We start from the raw sequence: 19540 nt of genomic DNA, 5'->3' as shown, positions 1-19540 counted from the left end.
CCACCCTCGCGGACCACGGCGCCGCCGCAACCGGGACGGGTCGAACGTGGATGATGCCGGGGCACCTCCGGCGGTATCGGGCCCGCGCGCCCACCTCCTCGGCCGCACCCTCTGTGCCACCGGCGACGAGCGCCCTGAGGCGACCGCTCCGGCGACGGGGCGCGTCTGGTGCCGCGGGAAGTTCCGGGTGGGGTCCGTCAACGGCGTCGACGGGTGTTGAGCCGGGCGGCCTGGCGCGTCAGGTGGTCGCGCTCGGCGAGGTCGTGGGCCTTGCGGGCCGCCTCGGCGTACAGCCGTGCCGCCGTCGCCAGGTCGCCGTCGCGCTCGTGGAGGTACGCCGCCACCGCGGTGTGGCGGGGCAGTGAGTCGTCCAGCGCCGAGAGTGCCGCCAGGCCGGCGCGCGGTCCGTCGGCCTCGCCGACGGCCACCGCGCGGTTGAGACGGACGACCGGGCTGTCGGTCAGGCCCGTGAGCTCGTCGTACCACTCGACGATCTGCACCCAGTCGGTCTCCTCGGCGGTGGGCGCGTCGGCGTGGAGTGCCGCGATGGCCGCCTGGGCCTGGAACTCGCCCAGGCGGTCGCGGGCGAGCGCCGCCTGCAGGATCTCCACGCCCTCGGCGATGGACCCCGTGTCCCACCGGCCGCGGTCCTGCTCGGCGAGCGGCACCAGACTGCCGTCGGGCGCGGTCCGGGAGGCGCGCCGGGCGTGGTGGAGCAGCATGAGGGCGAGCAGCCCCGCCACCTCGGGGTGATCGATCGCGGCGGCGAGCCGGCGGGTGAGCCGGATGGCCTCGGCGGCGAGGTCGACGTCGCCGGAGTAGCCCTCGTTGAAGACCAGGTAGAGGACCCGCAGCACGGTGGCGACGTCGCCGGGCTGGTCGAAGCGCACGCCGGAGACGGTGCGTTTGGCCCGGCTGATCCGCTGCGCCATGGTCGCCTCGGGCACCAGGTAGGCCTGGGCGATCTGGCGCGTGGTCAGCCCGCCGACGGCGCGCAGTGTGAGCGCCACCGCGGACGACGGCGTCAGCGACGGGTGAGCGCACAGGAAGTACAGCTGCAGCGTGTCGTCCACCGAGGGCACGGGCCCGGGCGCCGGCTCCTCGTCGACGAGGTCCTCACGCCGGCGGCGGGCGGCTTCCGCCCGGGTCGCGTCGAGGAACCGGCGCCACGCCACGGTGACCAGCCAGCCCTTCGCGTCCCGCGGCGGGTCGGCCGGCCAGACGCGAACCGCCTCGACCAGCGCGTCCTGCACGGCGTCCTCGGCCGCCGCGAAGTCGGCTCCGCGGCGGACGAGGATGGCGAGCACGCTCGGCGTGAGGCTCCTCAGCAGGGCCTCGTTCATCGGTGAGGTCATTCCGTGATGGTGGGCGGCGCGGCCAGGAACGGGCGCACCTCGAGCCACTCGTGGATCGGCTTCCCGCCCGCACCGGGGGCGGCCGACAGCTCTCCGGCCAGTTCGACGGCGCGCTCGTAGCTGTCGACGTCGATCACCATCCAGCCGGCGATGAGGTCCTTGGTCTCGGCGAACGGACCGTCGGTGACCGGCGGGCGGCCCTCGCCGTCGTACCGGACGAACGTCCCCTCGGGGGCGAGCGCCTGACCGTCGACGAACTCGCCGGTCTTCTCCAGACGGGCCGCGAAGTCGTGCATGTACTGCATGTGGGCCGAGATCTCCTCCGGCGTCCACTGGTCCATGGGCACGTCGTTGACCGGGGCCGGGGCGCCGCGGTAGTGCTTGAGCAGCAGGTACTTGGCCATCGTGTCTCTCCTCGGTGCTGGTGCGACCCATTGTGGTCGCGTTCACTGCGGGGACGGAGCCGGTCACGGATTCTCGACATCGCCGTCCGAGTTTTTTCGGACGAGTTCGGCGCCCCGAGCTTCTGCGCAGCTCGGGCCGTTCGGGCGGTATTCCCGGGAGTCCATCGGGCTCCCGATGGCAGACATGGAATTCCTCATTGGAAGCCCTCTGGGGTGCGGGGCTACGTTCGAGGACATCGCCGCACCGACGATCTGCGTCCGGAGCCTCAGCGCTCGCGGAGCGCCGGAGTGCGCGATCACGATCCCCCGGGCCCGGACGGGTCCCGCACCCCTCGGAGACACTCCATGTCCAAGATCCTCTTCGTGATGACCGGCGTCGACCACTGGACCCTGGCCGACGGCACCCGGCACCCCACCGGTTTCTGGGCCGAGGAGGCCGTCGTCCCGTACGAGGCGTTCAAGGCCGCGGGCCACGAGATCGTCGTGGCCACTCCCGGCGGCGTCGTCCCGACCGTGGACAAGGGCAGCCTGGCGCCCGAGGTCAACGGCGGCCAGGAGGGTGCCGACAAGGTCGCCGCAGCCCTCGACTCCATGACCGAGATCGGCGACCCGATCCGGCTGGAGGACGTGCACCTCGACGACTACGCGGCCGTCTTCTATCCCGGCGGCCACGGCCCCATGGAGGACCTCGCAGTCGATGCCACCTCCGGCAAGCTGCTCGTCGACGCCCTCGACTCCGGCAAGCCGCTCGGTGTGGTCTGCCACGCCCCGGCCGCACTCCTCGCCGCTCGGCGGAGCGATGGCTCCAACGCCTTCGCCGGCTACGAGGTCGCCGCTTTCACCAACGCCGAGGAGGCCCAGGCCGGCTTCGCCGACAGGGCGAAGTGGCTGCTGCAGGACCGCCTCACGGAGGCCGGAGTCCAGGTCCGGGTGGGCGAGCCGTGGGCGCCGAAGGTCGTCGTCGACCGCGACCTCGTCACCGGGCAGAACCCCTCCTCCTCCGCGCCGGTCGCGGCCGAGCTGCTGAAGAAGCTGGCCTGACGGGGACCGCCGGCCGGCTCGGCGGGGTCCTGGAGGCCCCTACGCCTGCCTCACGAGGTATGGCGTAGGGCGCACCCCTCGGACGCCCCGTACGCCGAGAGGTTCCGGGGCGTCCTGGCCGCCGGACTCGATCTCGTGATCGAGTCCGGCGGCGATCAGTGCACCTGCCGCTCCTGCCCCTCCCAGTACGGCTTCCGCAGCCTGAACTTCTGCAGCTTCCCGGTCGCCGTACGCGGCAGGCTCTCGGCGAACTCGATGCGCTTGGGGCACTTGTATCCGGCCAGCCGGCCACGGCAATGGGCGATCAGTTCGTCGGCGGCCACTGCGTCGGGACCGGTCACGACGACGATCGCGGTGACGAGTTCACCCCACTTCTCGTCGGGCACACCGATGACCGCTGCCTCACGAACCGCGGGGTGGGCGCAGAGTGCGTCCTCCACCTCGATGGAGGACACGTTCTCGCCGCCCGAGATGATCACGTCCTTCTTGCGGTCCGAGATGACGAGGTAGCCGTCCTCGTCCAGGTAGCCGCCGTCACCGGTGTGGAACCAGCCGCCCGCCTGGGCGGCGGTGGTCTCCTCGGTCTGCTGCCAGTAGCCGTGCAGGGCGTGGTTGGTGGCGGCGAGTACCTCGCCGTCGGTGTCGAGCGCGATCCGGACCCCCAGGGCGGGCGCGCCCGCCCGGCCGAGCTTGCGGGCACGCTCGGCCGGCGGCAGGTCGTCCCACTCCGCGCGCGACCGGTTGAAGGTGAGCAGCGGAGAGGTCTCCGTCAGACCGTACAGCTGCTGGAACTCCCAGCCGAGTTCCTCGGCGACCCGCTCGATGGTGCGCGTCGGCGGCGGGGCACCCGCGCAGATCACACGGACCCGGTCACGGCCGGGAACGTCCCCCTTCCAGTCGGCGGCTGCGTCGAGCACGGTGTTGATCACGGCCGGTGCACAGCACAGCACGGTCACCCCGTGCTCGTCGACCCGTCGCAGGATCTCGGGGCCGTCCACCTGGCGCAGCACGATGTGCCGGCCGCCGAGACCGGTGACGCCGTAGGGCATGCCCCAGCCGTTGACATGGAACATCGGCAAGGTGTGGAGATAGACGTCCCGGTCACCGATTCCGGCGTGCAGGGCCAGGACGGTGGCGTTGAGCCACAGACTGCGATGGGTGAGCTCGACGCCCTTGGGACGCGCGGTCGTACCCGAGGTGTAGTTGACGGTGGCGGTCGCGGCCTCGTCGGGCTCGGACCACGGGCGCGGCTCGACCCCCGGCCGGTACAGGCCGTCGTCGTCGCCCAGGACGAAGCGGTGCGGTACGTCGAGACCGTTCAGCAGGCCGGCGCACGAGGGGTCGGCGTAGACCACGGACGCGCCGCTGTGGCGGACGATGTAGTCGACCTCCGGTGCGGAGAGGCGGAAGTTGACGGGTACCAGAATGCGGCCCCAGCCGGAGACGCCGAAGAACGAGGTGAGCAGTCGGGCGGAGTTCTGCGAGATCACAGCCACGCGTCCGCCGACTGGTACACCGAGCTGGTCCAGCCGCGCGGCCTGGGCGCGGGCCAGCTTCCCGACCTGACCGTAGGTCAGTTTTCCGAGGCTGGAGGCGGGTTGATCCGGCTCGTCGACGACACCGATGCGGTCCGGGTAGACCTGCTCGGCCCGGTCGAGGAAGTCTCGTACGGTCAAAGGAAAGTGCATCGCGGCTCCTGCGGCTCTTGGGACGCATCCGGCGAGTCGATTTCAGCGAACGCAGCTCGCGGACACCACCTCCATTCAGGGCTACCCGGAGCGGTGTCGGAGCAGTCGGTGTCCGCCGGCGCGCAGAACCGCCCGGACGACCGCGTCGAGGTCGCTCACGCGCCCGCCGCCTCCCGGTGGATCTGGTCGAACTGCGCGCCCATGGCCTCGGACAGCGCTTTCGCGGCGGACAGCGGCCGGACCATGACGGTGAAGTCGTCGATCCTGCCGTCCTCGTCGAAGTGGAGGAAGTCACAGCCCTGGAGCTGCCGGCCGCCGACGGTGGCCGTGAAGACGAAGGCGTGGTCGCGGCCGTCGGGGTTCGCGATCTCGCGCACGTAGGTGAAGTCCTCGAAGACGCGCATGACGCCGCGCAGGATCGCAGCGGTGATCGCCTTGCCGGCGTACGGCTTGAAGGCCACCGGACTGGTGAAGACGACGTTCTCGGCCAGCAGCGCCTCCAAGGCGTCCTGATCACGGTTCTCGACCGCCGTGCGGAACGGATGCATCAGCCACGCCCCTACTCAATAAGTTGTATAGACGATTCGGAGACTATGACGGCGCCGGTGCGAGTGTCCAGGTCTCCGGGGAAGAGAGATGGACAACTTGTTCACTACTCAAGAGAGTGACAAGGTGGGCGAATGGCATTGCGTGACGCGGTGATGGCCGCGCTCCTGGAGGGGGAGGCGTCCGGCTACGACCTGGCCAAGGGCTTCGACGCCTCGGTGGCGAACTTCTGGACGGCCACCCCTCAGCAGCTCTACCGGGAACTCGACCGCATGGAGCAGCAGGGACTGGTCGCCGCGAGGGTGATCCGGCAGGAGCGGCGGCCCGACAAGCGGCTCTTCTCGCTCACCGAGGCAGGTCACGCGGCGCTGCGCGCCTACACCGCCGAGCCGATCGGCCGGCCCACTGCGATCCGGGACGGCCTCCTGGTGAAGGTGCAGTGCGCCGATGTCGGTGACATCGCCGCCGTACGCGCGGACATCTCCGAGCACATGGAGCGGGCGCGGGCCAAGCTGTCCCGCTACGAGCGACTGCGGGCCCGGCTGCTCGAGGGCCGCACCGAGGACGAGTACCTGGCCCACGCGGAGAGGGTGGGGCCCTACCTCACCCTTCTGCGGGGTATCGCCTTCGAGGAGGAGAACCTCCGCTGGGGCGAGACGGCGCTGCGCGTCCTGGCCGCACGCACCGCGGCCGCCGCACCCTGACGGGCGCAGCCGTTCCGGCACCTGTTCGCGCGAGCGCGTACGACGGCGCTGTACCCGGACGCCTCCCTTGCCCGTCCCTGAGAAGTCCCCCATCTGTCCCCTCGACGTGTCAGGAATCTGCCTGCCGCCCCCACGAGCCGGCCTGATGCGAAGGCGGCGCCGGCGCAGGTCTTCGACGCCTGCGCCGGCGTGGGCACCTGGCCCGTGGGGCAGGGCGGACACGGCCGGCGCGCACGGCCGGTGACGTGGTGTGCGTCAGCGCGAGGTCCCGTCGTCCGGGGCCACGGCCGGTCGGGGCGTGCCCGCGGCGTCGGCGTAGCGCGCGGCGAGTTCGGCGAACGCACTGGACAGTTGGGGCGGACCGACGACCCGGATGTCGGTGTCGAAGCGGCCGATGGCGGCGGCGAGGCCGGTCCACGACCAGGAGCCGAGGGTGAGGCGGCAGCGGTCGGGACCGAGTTCCTCGACGATTCCGTCCTGTGCGAAGGGGGCCACGGCCTGCGCGGGGAGACCGAGGACGACTTGGCCGCGGCAGGGCCAGTCGGTGGTGGAGCCGGCAGTTCCGCGGAAGCGGCCGGTGATGAACGCGGCCACGTCGTCGCCGGGCAGTCGGCGCGGGGTGAAGCGCGGGCCGGTGGGGGTGCGGGGGCGGATGCGGTCGACGCGGAAGGTACGCCAGTCGTCACGGTCGAGGTCCCAGGCGATCAGGTACCAGTGGCCGCGCCGGGTGACGAGGTGGTGGGGCTGCGTCCGGCGGGCCGGGCCGGCGGGGTCCCGTTGGTAGTCGAAGCGCAGCTCCTCACGGGCGTCGATGACACGGCTCAGCTCCATGAGCAGCTGCGTACCGACCGGCGAGGCGGCGCCGGACTCGGGTGGCTCGACGGCAGTGACCTGGAGCATGTCGATGCGGTGGCGCAGACGGGACGGCATGACCTGGCGAACGGTGGCCAGGGCCCGGGCCGCGTCTTCGCCGATGGTGGCGCTGGTGGCTGCGGTCTGCAGGGCGAGGGCCAGGGCGACGGCTTGGCCGTCGTCGAACAGCAGTGGGGGCAGGTGCGATCCGGCGTCCAGGCGGTAGCCGCCGGAGGGTCCCTTGAAAGCGAGGACCGGGTATCCCAGTTCCCGTAGACGGTCGATGTCACGGCGCACCGTGCGCGGGGTGACGTCGAGCCGCTCGGCGAGGTCGTCACCGGACCAGTCGCGATGCGTCTGCAGCAGCGAGAGCAGTGCGAGCAGCCGCGAGGACGTTGTCTGCATGCTCAGCATTCTGCCTGCGGTACAGGACACGACCTGTCCGCTACCGGTGGAACGGTGGACATCGACATCCGCCAGGGAGGCCACAGCCCCTGGCCACGAGGTCGCTGCCCGCAAGGCTTCGTCGCTGCGGCGGTGCACCTCGCCGGAACGCGAGCAAGGAGAACGCCATGTCTGTCACGACCACCACCCACCTGAACTTCCGGGGCGAGGCACGGGCAGCGCTGGACCACTACCTGTCCGTCTTCGGCGGACGCATCACCTCCGTCACGTACCAGGACGTGGGCAACGTGCGCGACGAGAACGAGGCGGACTGGGTGGTGTGGGGGGAGGTCGTGGGCGACAACGGCTTCCACGTCATGGCCTACGACGTGCCTTCCTCGCTGCCCTGGGACCAGGGCAGCAACCCGTTCTTCGTCTCCGTGCGCGGTGACGACACCGACGAGATCAGTGCGCTGTGGCAGAAGCTGGCGGAGGGCTCGACGGTGGTCCAGCCCCTGGAACCGTCGCCGTGGGCACCGCTGTACGGCATGCTCACCGACCGCTTCGGCGTGACCTGGGTCCTGGACGTGGCCGCCCCGTACAACGGCTGATCCCACCCGAAGGGCGCACGACCGACCGGCCCGCCGTGCGCGCTGCGCGGCGGCCGGCCCCGCACCGGGCCCCATCCCCTTACGCCTTGGCAGCTGGTTCGATGCGCTCGGTCGGTCCGGCGAAGGCCAGGAACGTGGAACGCCTGTCGAGAAGCCACCGGCGATCGGCCCTGCGGAAGCTGTCCTCGTAATGTTCCACGTGGGCAGTCAGCCGTGGGGGCGGCATGCCTCCGGAATGACCGTCGACCCGGTACGCCGCGGCGTGACCTGTTCCCCGGCTTCCGCTTTCGGCGACGACCTGGCCGAGGGCCACCACCAGTACTGGGCGAAGTCGTAGTGGCCCTCGGTGAAACCGGGTGCCGGGCTCGGCGGCGACGGGTGCCGAGCTGGAAGGGACGGCGTCCCGGTGTGCACTCAGCCAACGGTCAGGCCGGCCCGCCCGCAACCGCGGTGGGCCATCCGTGGCCCATCGCCCGGCGGGCGCTGGGCCTGTGGCGGGCAGACGCCGACTCGGGCTTCTGCTACGGTCGTTGCCATGAAGCGCGCTGGTATGACGACGACGCCGGAAAGAGTCCCGGCGCGCTGACAGATGCCTTTGTCCAAGCCCCGGGGCGAGTGCCCCGGGGCTTCGTCTTGTGGTCGCTCGCCCGATGTCCGCGAGGAGACCGCCATGCACGACCACCGCAAGCTCGGACGCGAGCTGGGCCTGTTCGACACCGATCCTCTGATCGGCGCGGGGCTGCCGTACTGGCTGCCCGGCGGCGCGGCCGTACGCCACGCCCTGGAGGAGTACGTCCGCACCGCCGAGCGCCGGGCGGGCTACCAGCACGTGTACTCGCCGGTGCTCGGCAAACGGGAGCTGTATGAGATCTCCGGGCACTGGTCCCACTACAGCGACGACATGTTCCCTCCGATGGACCTCGGTGGTGAACAGGTCGTCCTGCGGCCGAGCCTGTGTCCCCATCACGCGGTGATCTACCGCTCCCGCCCCCACAGCCACCGCGAGTTGCCTCTGCGCATGGCCGAGCTGGGCGGCATGTACCGCTCCGAGCTCTCGGGCGTGCTCGGCGGGCTGACCCGTGTCCGGTCCATCCACCTCAACGACGCGCACGTCTTCTGCACCATCGACCAGGTCGCCGACGAGGTACAGGCCGCCCTGGAGATGATCCGCCGCGCCTACGGTGCGCTCGGCATCAGCCCGGCCCGCTACCGGCTGTCGCTCCCGGGCGCTGGAGGGAAGTACGTTGCCGCCCCCGAGCTCTGGCAGCGGTCCACCGCCCTGCTGGGCGCGGCCCTGGACCGCTCCGGCCTTCCCTACGAGGCGGTCGAGGGAGAGGCCGCGTTCTACGGCCCCAAGATCGACGTCCAGGTCACCGACGGCGCCGGTCGGGAGTCCACCCTGTCCACCGTCCAGATCGACTTCCACCAGCCGGAGCAGTTCGACCTGCGTTACATCGGCGCGGACGGCGGGAAGCACCGGCCGGTGATGGTGCACCGGAGCATCATCGGCAGCATGGAGCGGGCCGTCGCTCACCTCATCGAACAACACGGCGGCGCCTTTCCCGCCTGGCTCGCCCCCACCCAACTGGCGATCCTCCCGATCTCCGACGCCGAACTGCCGCACGCCGCGGTGCTCGCCCGGCGGTGCGCCGGCCTGGGGCTGCGGGCCGGGGTCGCCGGGCCGGAACAGGGCAGTCTGGGCTCCCGCGTCCGGAACTCCCGCCGCGTGCCCTACCAGGCGGTGATCGGTGCGAGGGAGGCCGCCACCGGCCAGGTCGCGCTGCGCCTGCGCGACGGACGCCGCCTGGACGCCCTCCCCGCAGAAGAGGCCCTGAGCCGCATCAGCGCTCTCGTCGGCGCTCATCGAACCGAGCTGTGGGACTCCGACGTCCACGTGTAGAGAGGAACAAGGGGCAGCGGGCGGCTGCTGCCGGATGCCGTCCCGTTGCTCAGAACGTCCATCGCGTATGGGTGTAGACCCCGTCCTCCCGGCCGAAGCCGTACGCCGTGGTCGGGGTCACCGCGAACACCACGTCGTCCCCGTTCCGGAGGGCATCGCCCATGCCGTGAAAGGTGCCCTCCGGCGAAGTGATGTGCGGGCCGTACTTCGCCTCGTACGCCGCGATCACCTCCTCCAGCACCCCCGGATCGGCAACCGGCTTCGCCGTGCCCTCCACTACGAGGTCCAGCCCTTCGGTGAGCGAGTTCCCCCCGGTGGTCAGCGCGCAGTGCCCGTCATGGGCGAGGTTCTTCGCCTTCTGCTCCCCCGTGCCGGTGGAGAAGTACAGCACCCCGTCGTGCCAGGCGGCGATCACGGGGGTGACGTGCAGCCGGCCGTCGGGCCGGACCGTCGACACCCAGAAGATCTCGGCGGCCTCCAACTGCCGCTGTGCCTCGGACCACTCGGTGGCGGTGACGTCCGCGGCACCCGGGCGGGGATTGAGCGCGGAGCTGTAGCGGGCGTCGAGCTCTGTCGTCGGTTGCTTCACGGGTTCCTGTGTCGACATGGCAAATCTCCTTCCTCTCCCCCGCGACGACCGGCTGCCCCCGCCGACATCATCGCCACGCCCGTTGGTGTCGGCTCCAGACCCCGGCCAAGAGGTGGCGAAGGGCAGTGCGGGGCTCCCCCGGCCACGCTACTTCCGATCAGCGTGCCGGGCCGGTCGGTCTCGTCCCCCGTCGGCGGCTGCCGACGCGGTGCAGCCGTTCCACGTGGTTGGCGTGGCGGGCAGGCGAATCAATCAGAGGTCGCCTCCCGGACCTCCCCCTCCTCGGGCTCGGCACCGGCGGTCCGGTCACCCGCGAGAAGGCCCCTGCAGTGGGCCAGGAACCCCTCGAGCGTCAGGCCGAAGGCCCGGTCGGCACGGGCCGGTCCCGTGGCCGCCTGCGCCGCAGCGAGGCGCGGGGCCTCCGCTTCCCCTCCGACCACCCACATCACCTCGGGGGCCGACATGTCCAGGGCCGAGCCGAGGACGATGTTGTCCAGGCCGGTGATGACCGGCATGACCGCCTCCGGCGCGAAACCCGCGTCCAGCAGCAGGCCGGCCACCCGCTCGTACTGCTCGATCACCCGCGGCGCCCGCACCGGCGAGGTCATCAGCATGGGGATCGACCGAGGGTGAGCGGCGAAAGCCGCCCGGTAGGAGCGCGCCCACGCCTCCAGGGCGACGTCCCAGGGTCGTTCGTCGAGCGTTCCGGGGTCGAGTTCGTCGACCACCTGCTCCCGCAGCAGCTCGATCACCCCGGCCCTGCCGTCCACATGGTGATACACGGAGGCGGTCTGCACCCCGAGTCGGCGCGCGACCTCGGGGACGGTGAAGTCGCCCGTCTCGTCGACGAGTTCGAGTGCCGTCCGGCCGATACGCCGCCGGTCGAGCAGAGCCTTCCGCGGCCGCCCCATGTTCCGTTCTCCTCACGTGAGGTCTTCCCGAATCGTACGGCGGCCGTCTACATTGCCTAAACCGAAACGGTTTAGGTTTTGCTGCGGCCTCGTCGGCGTCCCCACCCCCGGAAGCTCCGTGCCGCCGCCCACCCCTCTCCTCCGACGAAGAAGGGCCGAGCGTCATGGCCGTAGAGTCCGCACCCCGCCAGGGAGCACCCGAAGGTGCCGCGTCGCAGCGCCGGGGCGCAGCCGAGACCGACGAGTCCCCCGGGCTGCGCCGGGCCGGTCTCGGCGTCGCCGACATCGCGTTCTTCGTCGTCTCCGCCGCCGCACCCCTGACCGTCATGGCCGGTGTGGCTCCTCTGGCCATCGGTGTCGGCGGCGTCGGGGCCCCGGTCGGTTATCTGCTCGCCGGGGCCGCGCTCGCCCTCTTCGCCGTCGGCTTCACCGCGCTGACCCGTCATGTCCGCAGCAGCGGCGGCTTCTACGCCTTCATCACCCGCGGGCTCGGCCGCCCGGCAGGATTCGGCGCCGCCACGGTCGCCCTCCTCGCCTACAACGGCATGCAGATCGGTGTGTACGGTCTGCTCGCCACCGGCACCCAGGACGCCCTCGAGGCCCTGTGGGGCATCCATGTGCCCTGGCCCGCGATCGCGATCACCGGCGTCTTCGTGATCTGGTTCCTGGGCTACCGCAGCATCGAGTTCGGCGCGAAGGTCCTCGGCGTTCTGCTGCTCGCCGAGACCGGCATCCTGGTGCTGCTCGCAGGCGGAGTACTCCTCGACGGCGGCGCCGAGGGCCTCGCCCTGGACTCCTTCACACCGGACAACGTGCTCGTGCCCGGAACCGGCGCGGTACTCGCCTTCGCGTTCGCCGCCTTCACCGGCTTCGAGTCCACCGCCATCTACCGCCGCGAGGCACGCGACCCCGGCCGCACCATCCCCCGGGCCACCTACATCGCCGTCGGCTTCCTCGGCCTGTTCTACGCCTTCTGCGTCTGGATCGTCATCCAGGCCTTCGGCAGCTCGCAGATCATGAAGGCCGTCACCACCGACCCCATGGGCCTGTTCTTCACCGCGACCACGCAGTACGTCGGCGGCTGGGCCGCCGACCTCATGCACGTCTTCATCGTCACCAGCATCATCGCCTCGCAACTGGCCTTCCACAACGCGATCAACCGTTACGGGCTCTCGCTCGCCCAGGAGGGCGTCCTGCCCCAGGCGCTCGGCAAGGTCCACCCCCGACACCGTTCGCCGTACGTGGCGGGCATCGCCCAGAGCATCCTCGCGCTGCTCTTCGTCACGGGCTTCGCCCTGGCGGGCGCCGACCCGTACCAGCAGCTCCTGCTGTGGATGAACACCCCGGGCGGAATCGGACTGATGGCCCTGCAGGCGCTCACCGCCGTCGCCGTGTTCCGCTACTTCCGGCGCATCCGGCACGACGAGGGCCGCTGGCGCACCCTGATCGCGCCGCTGGCCGCCGCCGTGCTGATGGCCGGCGCGATGTGGCTGGTCGTCAGCAAGATCGGCCTGATGACGGGGGCGCCGTTCACCACCAACGCCGTACTCGTGCTGCTGGTCCCCGCCGCCTTCGTCCTCGGCGTCCTCGTCTCGCTACGCGTCCGCCGCAGCAGGCCCGAGGTGTACGCGCACTTCGCGGACGAGCCGGACGTCGGGGAGGAGGTCGCGGGCTGACCGCGCCCGCCGAAGCCGCCGGCCCACCCGTACGACGGCACTCCCCAACCCGTACCCACGTAAGGAATCACACCTGTGTCGCACCCCGCAGAGCCCCTCTCCTACGTCGCCGACACCATCCTGACCGGCGCCCGGGTCCGCACCCTCGACCCCCACCGTCCGACGGCCGGTGCCGTCGCGGTCAAGGACGGCCACATCGTCGCCGTCGGTGACGAGTCAGACGTACGGGGCTGGCGGGGCGCGGACACCGAGATCGTCGATCTGGCCGGGTCCACCCTCACGCCCGGTCTGGTCGACGGCCACAGCCACCCCTACCTTGGGGTCAGGATGGCCACAGGACTGGACCTGTCCGGCTGCCAGGACCTGGACGCGCTGCGGGCCGCACTGACCGGCGCCGCCCGCGCGGCGGGCCCCGGCGACTGGGTCCTCGGCTACGGACTGGACCACAACACCTTCGGCGGCCGACCCGTCCACCACGACCTGATCGACGCGGCCCTCGGCGGTGTGCCCGCCTTCATCCGGCTCTACGACGGCCACTCCGCTCTGGTCAGCGGCCCCGCTCTGGCCGCCGCGGGCATCGACGGGCCGCGCCGCTTCGAGCAGCGGGCGCAGGTCGTCTGCGCCCCGGACGGACGGCCCACCGGACATCTCGTCGAGTTCGCGGCGATGAGCCTGATGGACCCCGTCCTGCCGGGTGAGGCCGTGGCCGTGCGCCGGGAGCGGCTCCTCGGCCTGCTGCGCGACATGGCCGCGACCGGGCTCACGGGCGCCCACGTCATGGACCTGCAGGAACCCGATCTCCTCGGCCTCCTTGCCACCATGGAGGAGGACGGCGAGCTGCCGGTACGGCTGCGGATCGCCCCCTGGTGCATGCCCGGTACGGACCAGGACGGCCTCGACCACCTCGTCGAACTGCAACGCTCACGCGGACGGCGCTGGCGGGTCGGCGGCGTGAAGTTCTTCATGGACGGCACCGTCGAGGGCGGCACGGCCTGGCTGGAGCACCCCGACTGCCACGGTCAGGGCACCGAGGCGTTCTGGCCGGACCCCGCCGCCTACACCCGGGCCGTCCACCATCTCGCCCGCGCCGGAGTACGCACGGCCACCCACGCCATCGGGGACGCGGCCGTACGGCACGTCCTGGACACCGTGGAACTCCTGGACGACCCCGGGCAACGCTCCCTGCACCGGATCGAGCACATCGAGACGGTGCCGGGCAGCCAGCTGCCCCGCTTCGCCCGGCTGGGCGTGGCCGCCTCCATGCAGCCCACCCACATCGCGTACACCCGCGCCGACCACTCCGACGAGTGGTCGCAACGGGTCGGCGAGGAGCGCGCCGCCCGTGCCTGGCGCTGCCGCGACCTGCGGGACGCGGGCGCGATACTGGTCCTCGGTTCGGACTGGCCCATCGCGCACTACGATCCGCGCGAGGTGCTCGCCACCGCCCGCCTGCGCCGGCTGCCCGGGCAGCCGGACGTCGAACCGGTCACGGCGCGGCAGGCCCTCACCGGTCTGATGGCGCTCGAGGGATACACCTCGCACTCCGCCCTCGCCGTCGGCGAACAGGATGTGGCGGGTCGGATCGCGCCGGGATACCGGGCCGACCTGACGGCGTTCGCCGTCGACCCCGTCACCGCGCCCGCCGACGAGCTGGGCACGGCACCCGTCACTCTGACCATGACCGGCGGGACGGTAGTGCACCGGGGCTGAGACGAGCGAGCGCAGAAGTTCCGACGGGGGCCACCCGGATCCGACCGGCGACATCGGTGTCAGGCCCACCACACCGGTGGTGGTGCTCCGTATCATGCGGGGCCATGGCCAGACACGGAGAGCTCATAGCCCGCACCAACACTGCGTGGGACACCATCGAGGCGTGGATGGAACGCCATGCGCCGCAATCCCACGGCTACTTGCGGGCCGGCGCGACGGAGGAGCAGATCAGCGTCGCGGAGGGGGAGTTGGGGTGCCGACTCCCCCTCGTGATGCGTACCCTCTACCTGCGTCACGACGGGCAGCTCGGCTGTCATCAGGACGACTTCGGCGGCCATCCGCACGCAGACGGCCCCCTGCCGAAGGCGCCGGACGACCGGTCAGACGCCTGGGAGGGCAAGTGGAAGGCGGCCGGGTTCATGGGGCCCGGCGGCATCCACTGGGGCTACAACTGGCTCCGCCTCGACGAGGCCGTGGGCTGCGCGTGGCAGATCCACGGAGACACGGTCCCCGGCGGTGATCCTCTGCGACGATACGTCCCGTTCATGGCAGACGCCCTCGACGCCGGCATGTTCGGCGTATTCGTCGACGCCAACGACGGCCCCACACACGGTCACCTCGGCACCTGGGGTGACGCGGAAATGCCCGAGGTCACCGACACCCACCTCGTCGACCACCTCGAGGACCTCGCCCGCGCCCTCACCACCCGCACGGCGCTGCGGCACGGAGAGGTGCCGTGCCTGCGCGGCGGCGCCTTGACGTGGATCGCCCCGAGCGAGATGGACGAAGAGCAGTGGGAGGGGTTCGTGCCCGTCGGCCGAGCCCTGACGTAGACGCCGGAGGTCTTGGCCCTAGCCGAGCCTGCGGTCGAGGTTGAAGGCCGCGCTGATGAGGGCCAGGTGGGTGAAGGCCTGGGGGAAGTTCCCGCGCTGCTCCCCGGTGTGGCCGATCTCCTCGGCGTACAGCCCGAGGTGGTTGGCATACGTGAGCATCTTCTCGAAGGCGAGTCGGGCTTCGTCCAGGCGGCCGGCGCGGGTCAGCGCCTCGACGTACCAGAACGAACAGATCGAGAACGTGCCCTCCTCGCCCCGTAGCCCGTCGGGGCTGGCCTGCGGGTCGTAGCGGTAGACCAGCGAGTCGGACACCAGGTCCTCGCCCAGGGCGTCCAGCGTGGCGAGCCACTTCGGGTCGGTGGGCGAGATGAACTTCGACAGCGGCATCATCAGCAAGGACGCGTCGAGCACCTGGCCGTCCTCGTACTGGACGAAGGCGTGCCGTTCGGCGGACCAGCCACGGCTCATGATCCTCCGGTAGATCGCGTCCCGGGCCCGCGCCCACCGCAACGTGTCGGCCGGCAGTCCGCGATGCTGGGCCAGCCGCATGGCCCGTTCGATCGCCACCCAGCACATCAGGCGCGAGTAGAGGAAGTTCTTGCGTCCGCCCCGGGTCTCCCAGATGCCTTCGTCGGGCTGGTCCCAGTGGTCGCACAGCCAGTCGACCAGCACACTGACGTCGTCCCAGTGACCGCTGGAGATGGGCTGTCCCCACTTGTCGTAGAGATAGATCGCGTCGAGGAGCGCCCCGTAGATGTCCAGCTGCAGCTGATGAACGGCGTCATTGCCGACCCGGACGGGCGCCGAGCCCTGGTGTCCCCCGAGATGGGACAGCTCGCGCTCGGGCAGCTCACGGCGCCCGTCGATGCCGTACATGATCTGCAGGGGGCCGGTGAGGCCGGTCTCCTCGGTCGTCCGGAGGCAGACGTGCTCGGAGAGGAACCCCATGAAGGCCTCCGCCTCGTGAGTGAACCCGAGCCTGAGCAGCGCGTACACGCAGAACGCGGCGTCACGGATCCACACGTAGCGGTAGTCCCAGTTGCGCTCGCCGCCGAGCTGTTCGGGCAGGCTGGTGGTCGGGGCGGCGACGATGGCGCCGGTCGGCGCGTAGGTGAGCAGCTTGAGGGTGAGGGCGGAGCGGTGCACGGTCTCCCGCCAGCGGCCTCGGTACCGCGACTGGGACAGCCACCGGCGCCAGTACCCCACGGTGGCGTTGAACTGCTCCTCCGCCTCGGACAGCGGGCAGAAGCGGGGTGACACGTCTGCGCCGACCCTGTCGAGGGCGAAGACGGCGGACTCGCCCTCGTGCAGCTTGAACAGCGACCACACGTCGGAGCCGGCCACCTCGATCGGCACGCTGGATGTCAGTGCGAGAGTGAGGGAGGGCGATTCGAAGAACGCCTGGCCGTGCTGCACCTGGACGGCGTGCGGCTGCGCCCCGTACTCGAAGCGGGGGGCCACCCGGGCGCGGAACGGCAGTGCCCCTCGCACGCACACCACGCGGCGGATCAGCCGGTGCCGGTCGGCCTCACGCGAGTCGTCGACGACCGGCATGAAGTCCTGGACCTCGCCGACCCCGTCGTCCGCGAAGAAGCGGGTGATCAGCACGTTGGTGTCGGGGAAGTAGAACTGCTTCGTGTGCGTCGACGCATCCGGGCCGAGCTCGAAGGACCCACCGCGGTCGGCGTCCAGGATCGAGGCGAACACGCTGGGCGCGTCGAAGCGCCCGCAGCAGTACCAGTCGATGGTGCCGTTGCTGTCCACCAGCGCCGCGCTGCGCAGATCGCCGATCAGGCCGTGCTCCGCGACCGGCATGTGACGGGGCCGGGCCGCGCCACTGCCGCGGGATCCACCTGCTGCGCTCATCGCGCCGACGATCGCTTTGGCCTCTTTGGTCATGTCAGACCTCCCTGAGCCGCCGCTCCACTCTTCAGGCTAACCATTCGCAGAAGTGCGGGGAGATCCGAAGCGGCGATCAACCGCGTCGAACAGACCCGGGCCGCGCCACCGGCTACGGCCACAGCAGTCGGTCCGGACATGATCGGCCGATCAAGCGGAAAGTCGTCGTCGCCCGAGTCCGTCTCGGGCCGGTTCGTCGGGGTACGGCGGCCTTCCTCCCGGCGTCGATCACGGCCGCGGCCGGCCGGACCCCGGGCAGCGGGCTGTCGCGTGGCACCGTTGCCCGGACGAACCGGGCCCCAGCCGGTCCGGATGGACCCGGCAGGGCTCCGCGCGGACCGCGGGAGCCTCCGGCGACCCTCATGGTTACCACAGGTAACCCATCAGCCTCAGACAGCTGTTTGCGAAAAACAAGCCATTTACCGCGCCGGAGGAAGGCAGCGGTCGCTCTCGTCACTAGCGTGAATTCGGTCATGGACATGGCGTCTCTCGGGGGAGTGCGCCTGCCCCGAGCGACGTGACACGTCACTCGGCAGGAGGACGTCATCGTGCAACACCGAACGCACCGCAGGTTCTTGACCGCGCTCGGCGCGATCGGCCTATCGGTTCTGTTAAGTACACCGGTCAGCGCGGCCGAGCCACCCGTCACCGGGGCTGCGCCCGCGGCCCCCGACCGGGTGGCCGCCAGTTCCGCCGCCGGTCAGCGCACCACCACCGAGTTCGCCTTCGTCAGCCGCGACCCCGCCCCGCGCGACAGCCGGGCATCCTCGTTCGCCCCTGAGAACCGCCGGGCCGGCAAAGCCCTACCGCAGGAGAGCGCCGAGGACATGGCGGAGCGTGTGAAGGCTTCGCGCAAATTGCGCGAAGGATCGGACGAGGGACCGAGCACCAAACGGCAGACCCCGGACATCAACGTCTGCATGGAGAACAGCAGAACGTACCGCGAGTACGGGTGGACGATCGACCACTTCTTCCACTGCCAGGGCACTCGGCAGACCCTGTACAAGCGCCAGTGCCGGCTGTTCTGGTGCTGGAACGTCGGGTCCTTCAGCTTCCGCGCGACCACCATCGGGCAGGGCTACGACAACCAGCGCCGGATCTACTACGGCACTCTCCTGGACCAGATCGAGGTGCGTGGCGACGTCTCCGGTCTGAGCATGCGCCACGAGATCCACTGCCGGGCGCTCGGCGACGACCCCGCGTGCGAGGCCGAGTTCGGCAACGGGCGCACCGCCCCGCTCACCGACTGGCTGCGGGACCGCGGCTCGTACCACTTCTTCCGGTCGGCCCACGGCGGTGACGCACCCGACCTGAAGGCGTACTACGACATCACTCAGGAGTTCACCGCCATCTACCAGGACGGACGGACCAGGTCCATCACCACCGGTCGCGGCGGCCACCGGTGCGACTCGGCGAGCTACATACCCGGGCGCAGCAGCGCCTGCGTCTTCGATGTCGTCATCCCCGTGATGAGCAGCATCAGCATCCGGGATCCCGAGGTGCGGCAGACCGCGCGGAACATACGTGACGCGCAGTACCGCCCCGAGCGCACGGTGCCGGCCTATGCCGCCAAGGAGGTTCCGGGTGCCCCTGACAGCGGTCAGCCGCTGACGCGGAACTACTACGACCGTGCCCAGCAGGACCGCAGCCGCACCCGGGTGCGCGCGGTCTGCCAGCAGTACTGGCCGGGGTACGCCGGGCGCGGCCTGGAGTGCGACGAGTACCCCTTCGCCTCGACCGACCAGAGCGCGGGAGCCAATCCGCCGCACCAGAACTTCGTGGCCAAGGCCATTCCGGCGGCGGACAACGGCAAGGGCGGCGAGAAGATCAACACCTTCTACAAGGAGGACCGTATCCTCGACTCCGATCCCTTCTATGTCCGGATCACGAGCTGACCGAAGGGCGGGAGTGCCGACCGGCAGCCCGTCGCGCGGAGCGGGAAGGAGGTGAGCGGACCGGTGTCCGTCGAGGTGCGTGAAGAGCGCACGGCTTGGCCGCGGATCTCCTACTTCACCTTCTTCCTGCGAGGTCTGGAAGACGGCGCCGACCCGCAGTCGGCGAGTTCCGGCGTGAGCGCGCGCCGGCGCTGGACGGTCCTGGCCGGGCCGGGCGGAGCGGTCTTCAAATGCGGCACGACCGACCACTGCCCGGAGGTACGGATCCAGTACTGGAGCGGTGAACCGCCGGCGCTCGATGGCCAGTGGGACACCGTCGACAGCGTGCGGTTCGAGCTGCACACCGAGGGCAGGGTGCAGCTGAACGAGTCGGACGGCTTTCCGGCGGGCGACGTGCTGGACCTCGGAGGGCCGGGTACGTACCGGCTGCGCGCCGCGAGCCGGGGCCGCGCCCGGGCGCAGCAACGGCACGCGGCCGGCGAGCTGTTCTTCCGCGGAACGGAGGAATGGCTGCTTCAGCTCTGGTCCGGCTGACGGCGGTG

The 19540-nt window shown here is 70.9% G+C and carries 16 protein-coding genes and 1 pseudogene; 9 read left to right on the top strand and 8 right to left on the bottom strand.

The features are described 5' to 3' along the window. Positions 1 to 197 precede the first annotated feature (197 nt). Both IE260_RS22095 and IE260_RS22090 read right to left on the bottom strand, forming a co-directional pair. Positions 198 to 1343: an RNA polymerase sigma factor gene (locus tag IE260_RS22095; protein ID WP_189874604.1), complete on the bottom strand. Its 1146-nt coding sequence runs from the start codon at positions 1341 to 1343 to the stop codon at positions 198 to 200. Between the two features lie 8 nt (positions 1344 to 1351). Further along, positions 1352 to 1759 carry a YciI family protein gene (locus tag IE260_RS22090; RefSeq protein WP_189874497.1) on the bottom strand — a complete coding sequence of 136 codons (408 nt, stop codon included), beginning with the start codon at positions 1757 to 1759 and terminating at the stop codon, positions 1352 to 1354. Positions 1760 to 2104: 345 nt separating this feature from the next. On the opposite strand from IE260_RS22090, the gene IE260_RS22085 reads away from it, so the two are divergent. Then, on the top strand, positions 2105 to 2800 hold the full coding sequence (locus IE260_RS22085) for a type 1 glutamine amidotransferase domain-containing protein (RefSeq protein WP_189874495.1): 696 nt from the start codon (positions 2105 to 2107) through the stop codon (positions 2798 to 2800). Between the two features lie 155 nt (positions 2801 to 2955). On the opposite strand, the gene IE260_RS22080 is transcribed toward IE260_RS22085, so the two are convergent. Together IE260_RS22080 and IE260_RS22075 are read right to left on the bottom strand one after the other, a co-directional pair. Beyond that, positions 2956 to 4488, bottom strand: coding sequence for an AMP-binding protein (locus IE260_RS22080; protein WP_189874493.1), 1533 nt, complete (start codon positions 4486 to 4488; stop codon positions 2956 to 2958). 155 nt (positions 4489 to 4643) lie between these two features. Then, positions 4644 to 5036 carry a nuclear transport factor 2 family protein gene (locus IE260_RS22075; protein ID WP_189874491.1) on the bottom strand — a complete coding sequence of 131 codons (393 nt, stop codon included), beginning with the start codon at positions 5034 to 5036 and terminating at the stop codon, positions 4644 to 4646. A gap of 132 nt (positions 5037 to 5168) precedes the next feature. Between IE260_RS22075 and IE260_RS22070 the strand changes: the two genes are divergently transcribed. Further along, positions 5169 to 5738, top strand: a complete 570-nt coding sequence (locus tag IE260_RS22070; RefSeq protein WP_189874489.1) for a PadR family transcriptional regulator — start codon at positions 5169 to 5171, stop codon at positions 5736 to 5738. Positions 5739 to 5993: 255 nt separating this feature from the next. Here IE260_RS22070 and IE260_RS22065 read toward each other — a convergent pair whose 3' ends face one another. Beyond that, the gene (locus IE260_RS22065) at positions 5994 to 6995 is read right to left on the bottom strand and encodes a helix-turn-helix transcriptional regulator (protein WP_189874487.1); all 1002 of its coding nucleotides are present in this window, start codon (positions 6993 to 6995) and stop codon (positions 5994 to 5996) included. 167 nt (positions 6996 to 7162) lie between these two features. On the opposite strand from IE260_RS22065, the gene IE260_RS22060 reads away from it, so the two are divergent. Then, positions 7163 to 7585, top strand: a complete 423-nt coding sequence (locus IE260_RS22060; RefSeq protein ID WP_189874485.1) for a VOC family protein — start codon at positions 7163 to 7165, stop codon at positions 7583 to 7585. 664 nt (positions 7586 to 8249) lie between these two features. Further along, a pseudogene (gene thrS, locus IE260_RS22055) lies at positions 8250 to 9485 on the top strand (threonine--tRNA ligase); the annotation flags it as partial. A gap of 49 nt (positions 9486 to 9534) precedes the next feature. Here thrS and IE260_RS22050 read toward each other — a convergent pair. After that, positions 9535 to 10092, bottom strand: a complete 558-nt coding sequence (locus IE260_RS22050) for a pyridoxamine 5'-phosphate oxidase family protein (RefSeq protein ID WP_189874481.1) — start codon at positions 10090 to 10092, stop codon at positions 9535 to 9537. Between the two features lie 230 nt (positions 10093 to 10322). Next, positions 10323 to 10985, bottom strand: a complete 663-nt coding sequence (locus IE260_RS22045) for a TetR/AcrR family transcriptional regulator (RefSeq protein WP_189874479.1) — start codon at positions 10983 to 10985, stop codon at positions 10323 to 10325. A 164-nt stretch (positions 10986 to 11149) separates the two neighbouring features. Here IE260_RS22045 and IE260_RS22040 point away from each other — a divergent pair, with 164 nt between their 5' ends. The 3 genes from IE260_RS22040 (at position 11150) to IE260_RS22030 (ending at position 15204) form a co-directional block, all read left to right on the top strand. Beyond that, positions 11150 to 12661, top strand: coding sequence for an APC family permease (locus tag IE260_RS22040; protein WP_189874477.1), 1512 nt, complete (start codon positions 11150 to 11152; stop codon positions 12659 to 12661). A 75-nt stretch (positions 12662 to 12736) separates the two neighbouring features. Further along, positions 12737 to 14371: an amidohydrolase gene (locus IE260_RS22035; protein WP_189874475.1), complete on the top strand. Its 1635-nt coding sequence runs from the start codon at positions 12737 to 12739 to the stop codon at positions 14369 to 14371. Between the two features lie 104 nt (positions 14372 to 14475). Further along, on the top strand, positions 14476 to 15204 hold the full coding sequence (locus IE260_RS22030) for an SMI1/KNR4 family protein (RefSeq protein ID WP_189874473.1): 729 nt from the start codon (positions 14476 to 14478) through the stop codon (positions 15202 to 15204). Positions 15205 to 15222: 18 nt separating this feature from the next. Here the strand turns inward: IE260_RS22030 and IE260_RS22025 are convergent, their stop codons facing one another. Continuing rightward, entirely contained in the window at positions 15223 to 17070 is a 1848-nt protein-coding gene (locus IE260_RS22025; RefSeq protein WP_189874603.1) for a glycoside hydrolase family 15 protein, read from the bottom strand. A 710-nt stretch (positions 17071 to 17780) separates the two neighbouring features. On the opposite strand from IE260_RS22025, the gene IE260_RS22020 reads away from it, so the two are divergent. Then, a complete protein-coding gene (locus tag IE260_RS22020) occupies positions 17781 to 18998 on the top strand; it encodes a NucA/NucB deoxyribonuclease domain-containing protein (RefSeq protein ID WP_189874471.1) in 1218 nt (405 codons plus the stop codon). A gap of 63 nt (positions 18999 to 19061) precedes the next feature. Beyond that, the gene (locus IE260_RS22015; RefSeq protein WP_189874469.1) at positions 19062 to 19532 is read left to right on the top strand and encodes a hypothetical protein; all 471 of its coding nucleotides are present in this window, start codon (positions 19062 to 19064) and stop codon (positions 19530 to 19532) included. Positions 19533 to 19540: the final 8 nt, after the last annotated feature.

The organism is Streptomyces viridiviolaceus (genome assembly GCF_014650995.1).
Classification (GTDB): domain Bacteria; phylum Actinomycetota; class Actinomycetes; order Streptomycetales; family Streptomycetaceae; genus Streptomyces; species Streptomyces viridiviolaceus.
The sequence above is the reverse complement of the archived record's forward strand: the minus strand, read 5'-3'. Positions and strand labels throughout refer to the sequence as shown.

Bases quoted from the DNA above. Each gene is read 5' to 3' on its own strand.
- IE260_RS22090 (WP_189874497.1), bottom strand. From the start codon at position 1,759: ATGGCCAAGTACCTGCTGCTCAAGCACTACCGCGGCGCCCCGGCCCCG.
- IE260_RS22075 (WP_189874491.1), bottom strand. From the start codon at position 5,036: ATGCATCCGTTCCGCACGGCGGTCGAGAACCGTGATCAGGACGCCTTG.
- IE260_RS22085 (WP_189874495.1), top strand. From the start codon at position 2,105: ATGTCCAAGATCCTCTTCGTGATGACCGGCGTCGACCACTGGACCCTG.
- IE260_RS22065 (WP_189874487.1), bottom strand. From the start codon at position 6,995: ATGCAGACAACGTCCTCGCGGCTGCTCGCACTGCTCTCGCTGCTGCAG.
- IE260_RS22050 (WP_189874481.1), bottom strand. From the start codon at position 10,092: ATGTCGACACAGGAACCCGTGAAGCAACCGACGACAGAGCTCGACGCC.
- IE260_RS22040 (WP_189874477.1), top strand. From the start codon at position 11,150: ATGGCCGTAGAGTCCGCACCCCGCCAGGGAGCACCCGAAGGTGCCGCG.
- IE260_RS22025 (WP_189874603.1), bottom strand. From the start codon at position 17,070: ATGAGCGCAGCAGGTGGATCCCGCGGCAGTGGCGCGGCCCGGCCCCGT.
- IE260_RS22070 (WP_189874489.1), top strand. From the start codon at position 5,169: ATGGCATTGCGTGACGCGGTGATGGCCGCGCTCCTGGAGGGGGAGGCG.
- IE260_RS22030 (WP_189874473.1), top strand. From the start codon at position 14,476: ATGGCCAGACACGGAGAGCTCATAGCCCGCACCAACACTGCGTGGGAC.
- IE260_RS22060 (WP_189874485.1), top strand. From the start codon at position 7,163: ATGTCTGTCACGACCACCACCCACCTGAACTTCCGGGGCGAGGCACGG.
- IE260_RS22095 (WP_189874604.1), bottom strand. From the start codon at position 1,343: ATGAACGAGGCCCTGCTGAGGAGCCTCACGCCGAGCGTGCTCGCCATC.
- IE260_RS22080 (WP_189874493.1), bottom strand. From the start codon at position 4,488: ATGCACTTTCCTTTGACCGTACGAGACTTCCTCGACCGGGCCGAGCAG.
- IE260_RS22045 (WP_189874479.1), bottom strand. From the start codon at position 10,985: ATGGGGCGGCCGCGGAAGGCTCTGCTCGACCGGCGGCGTATCGGCCGG.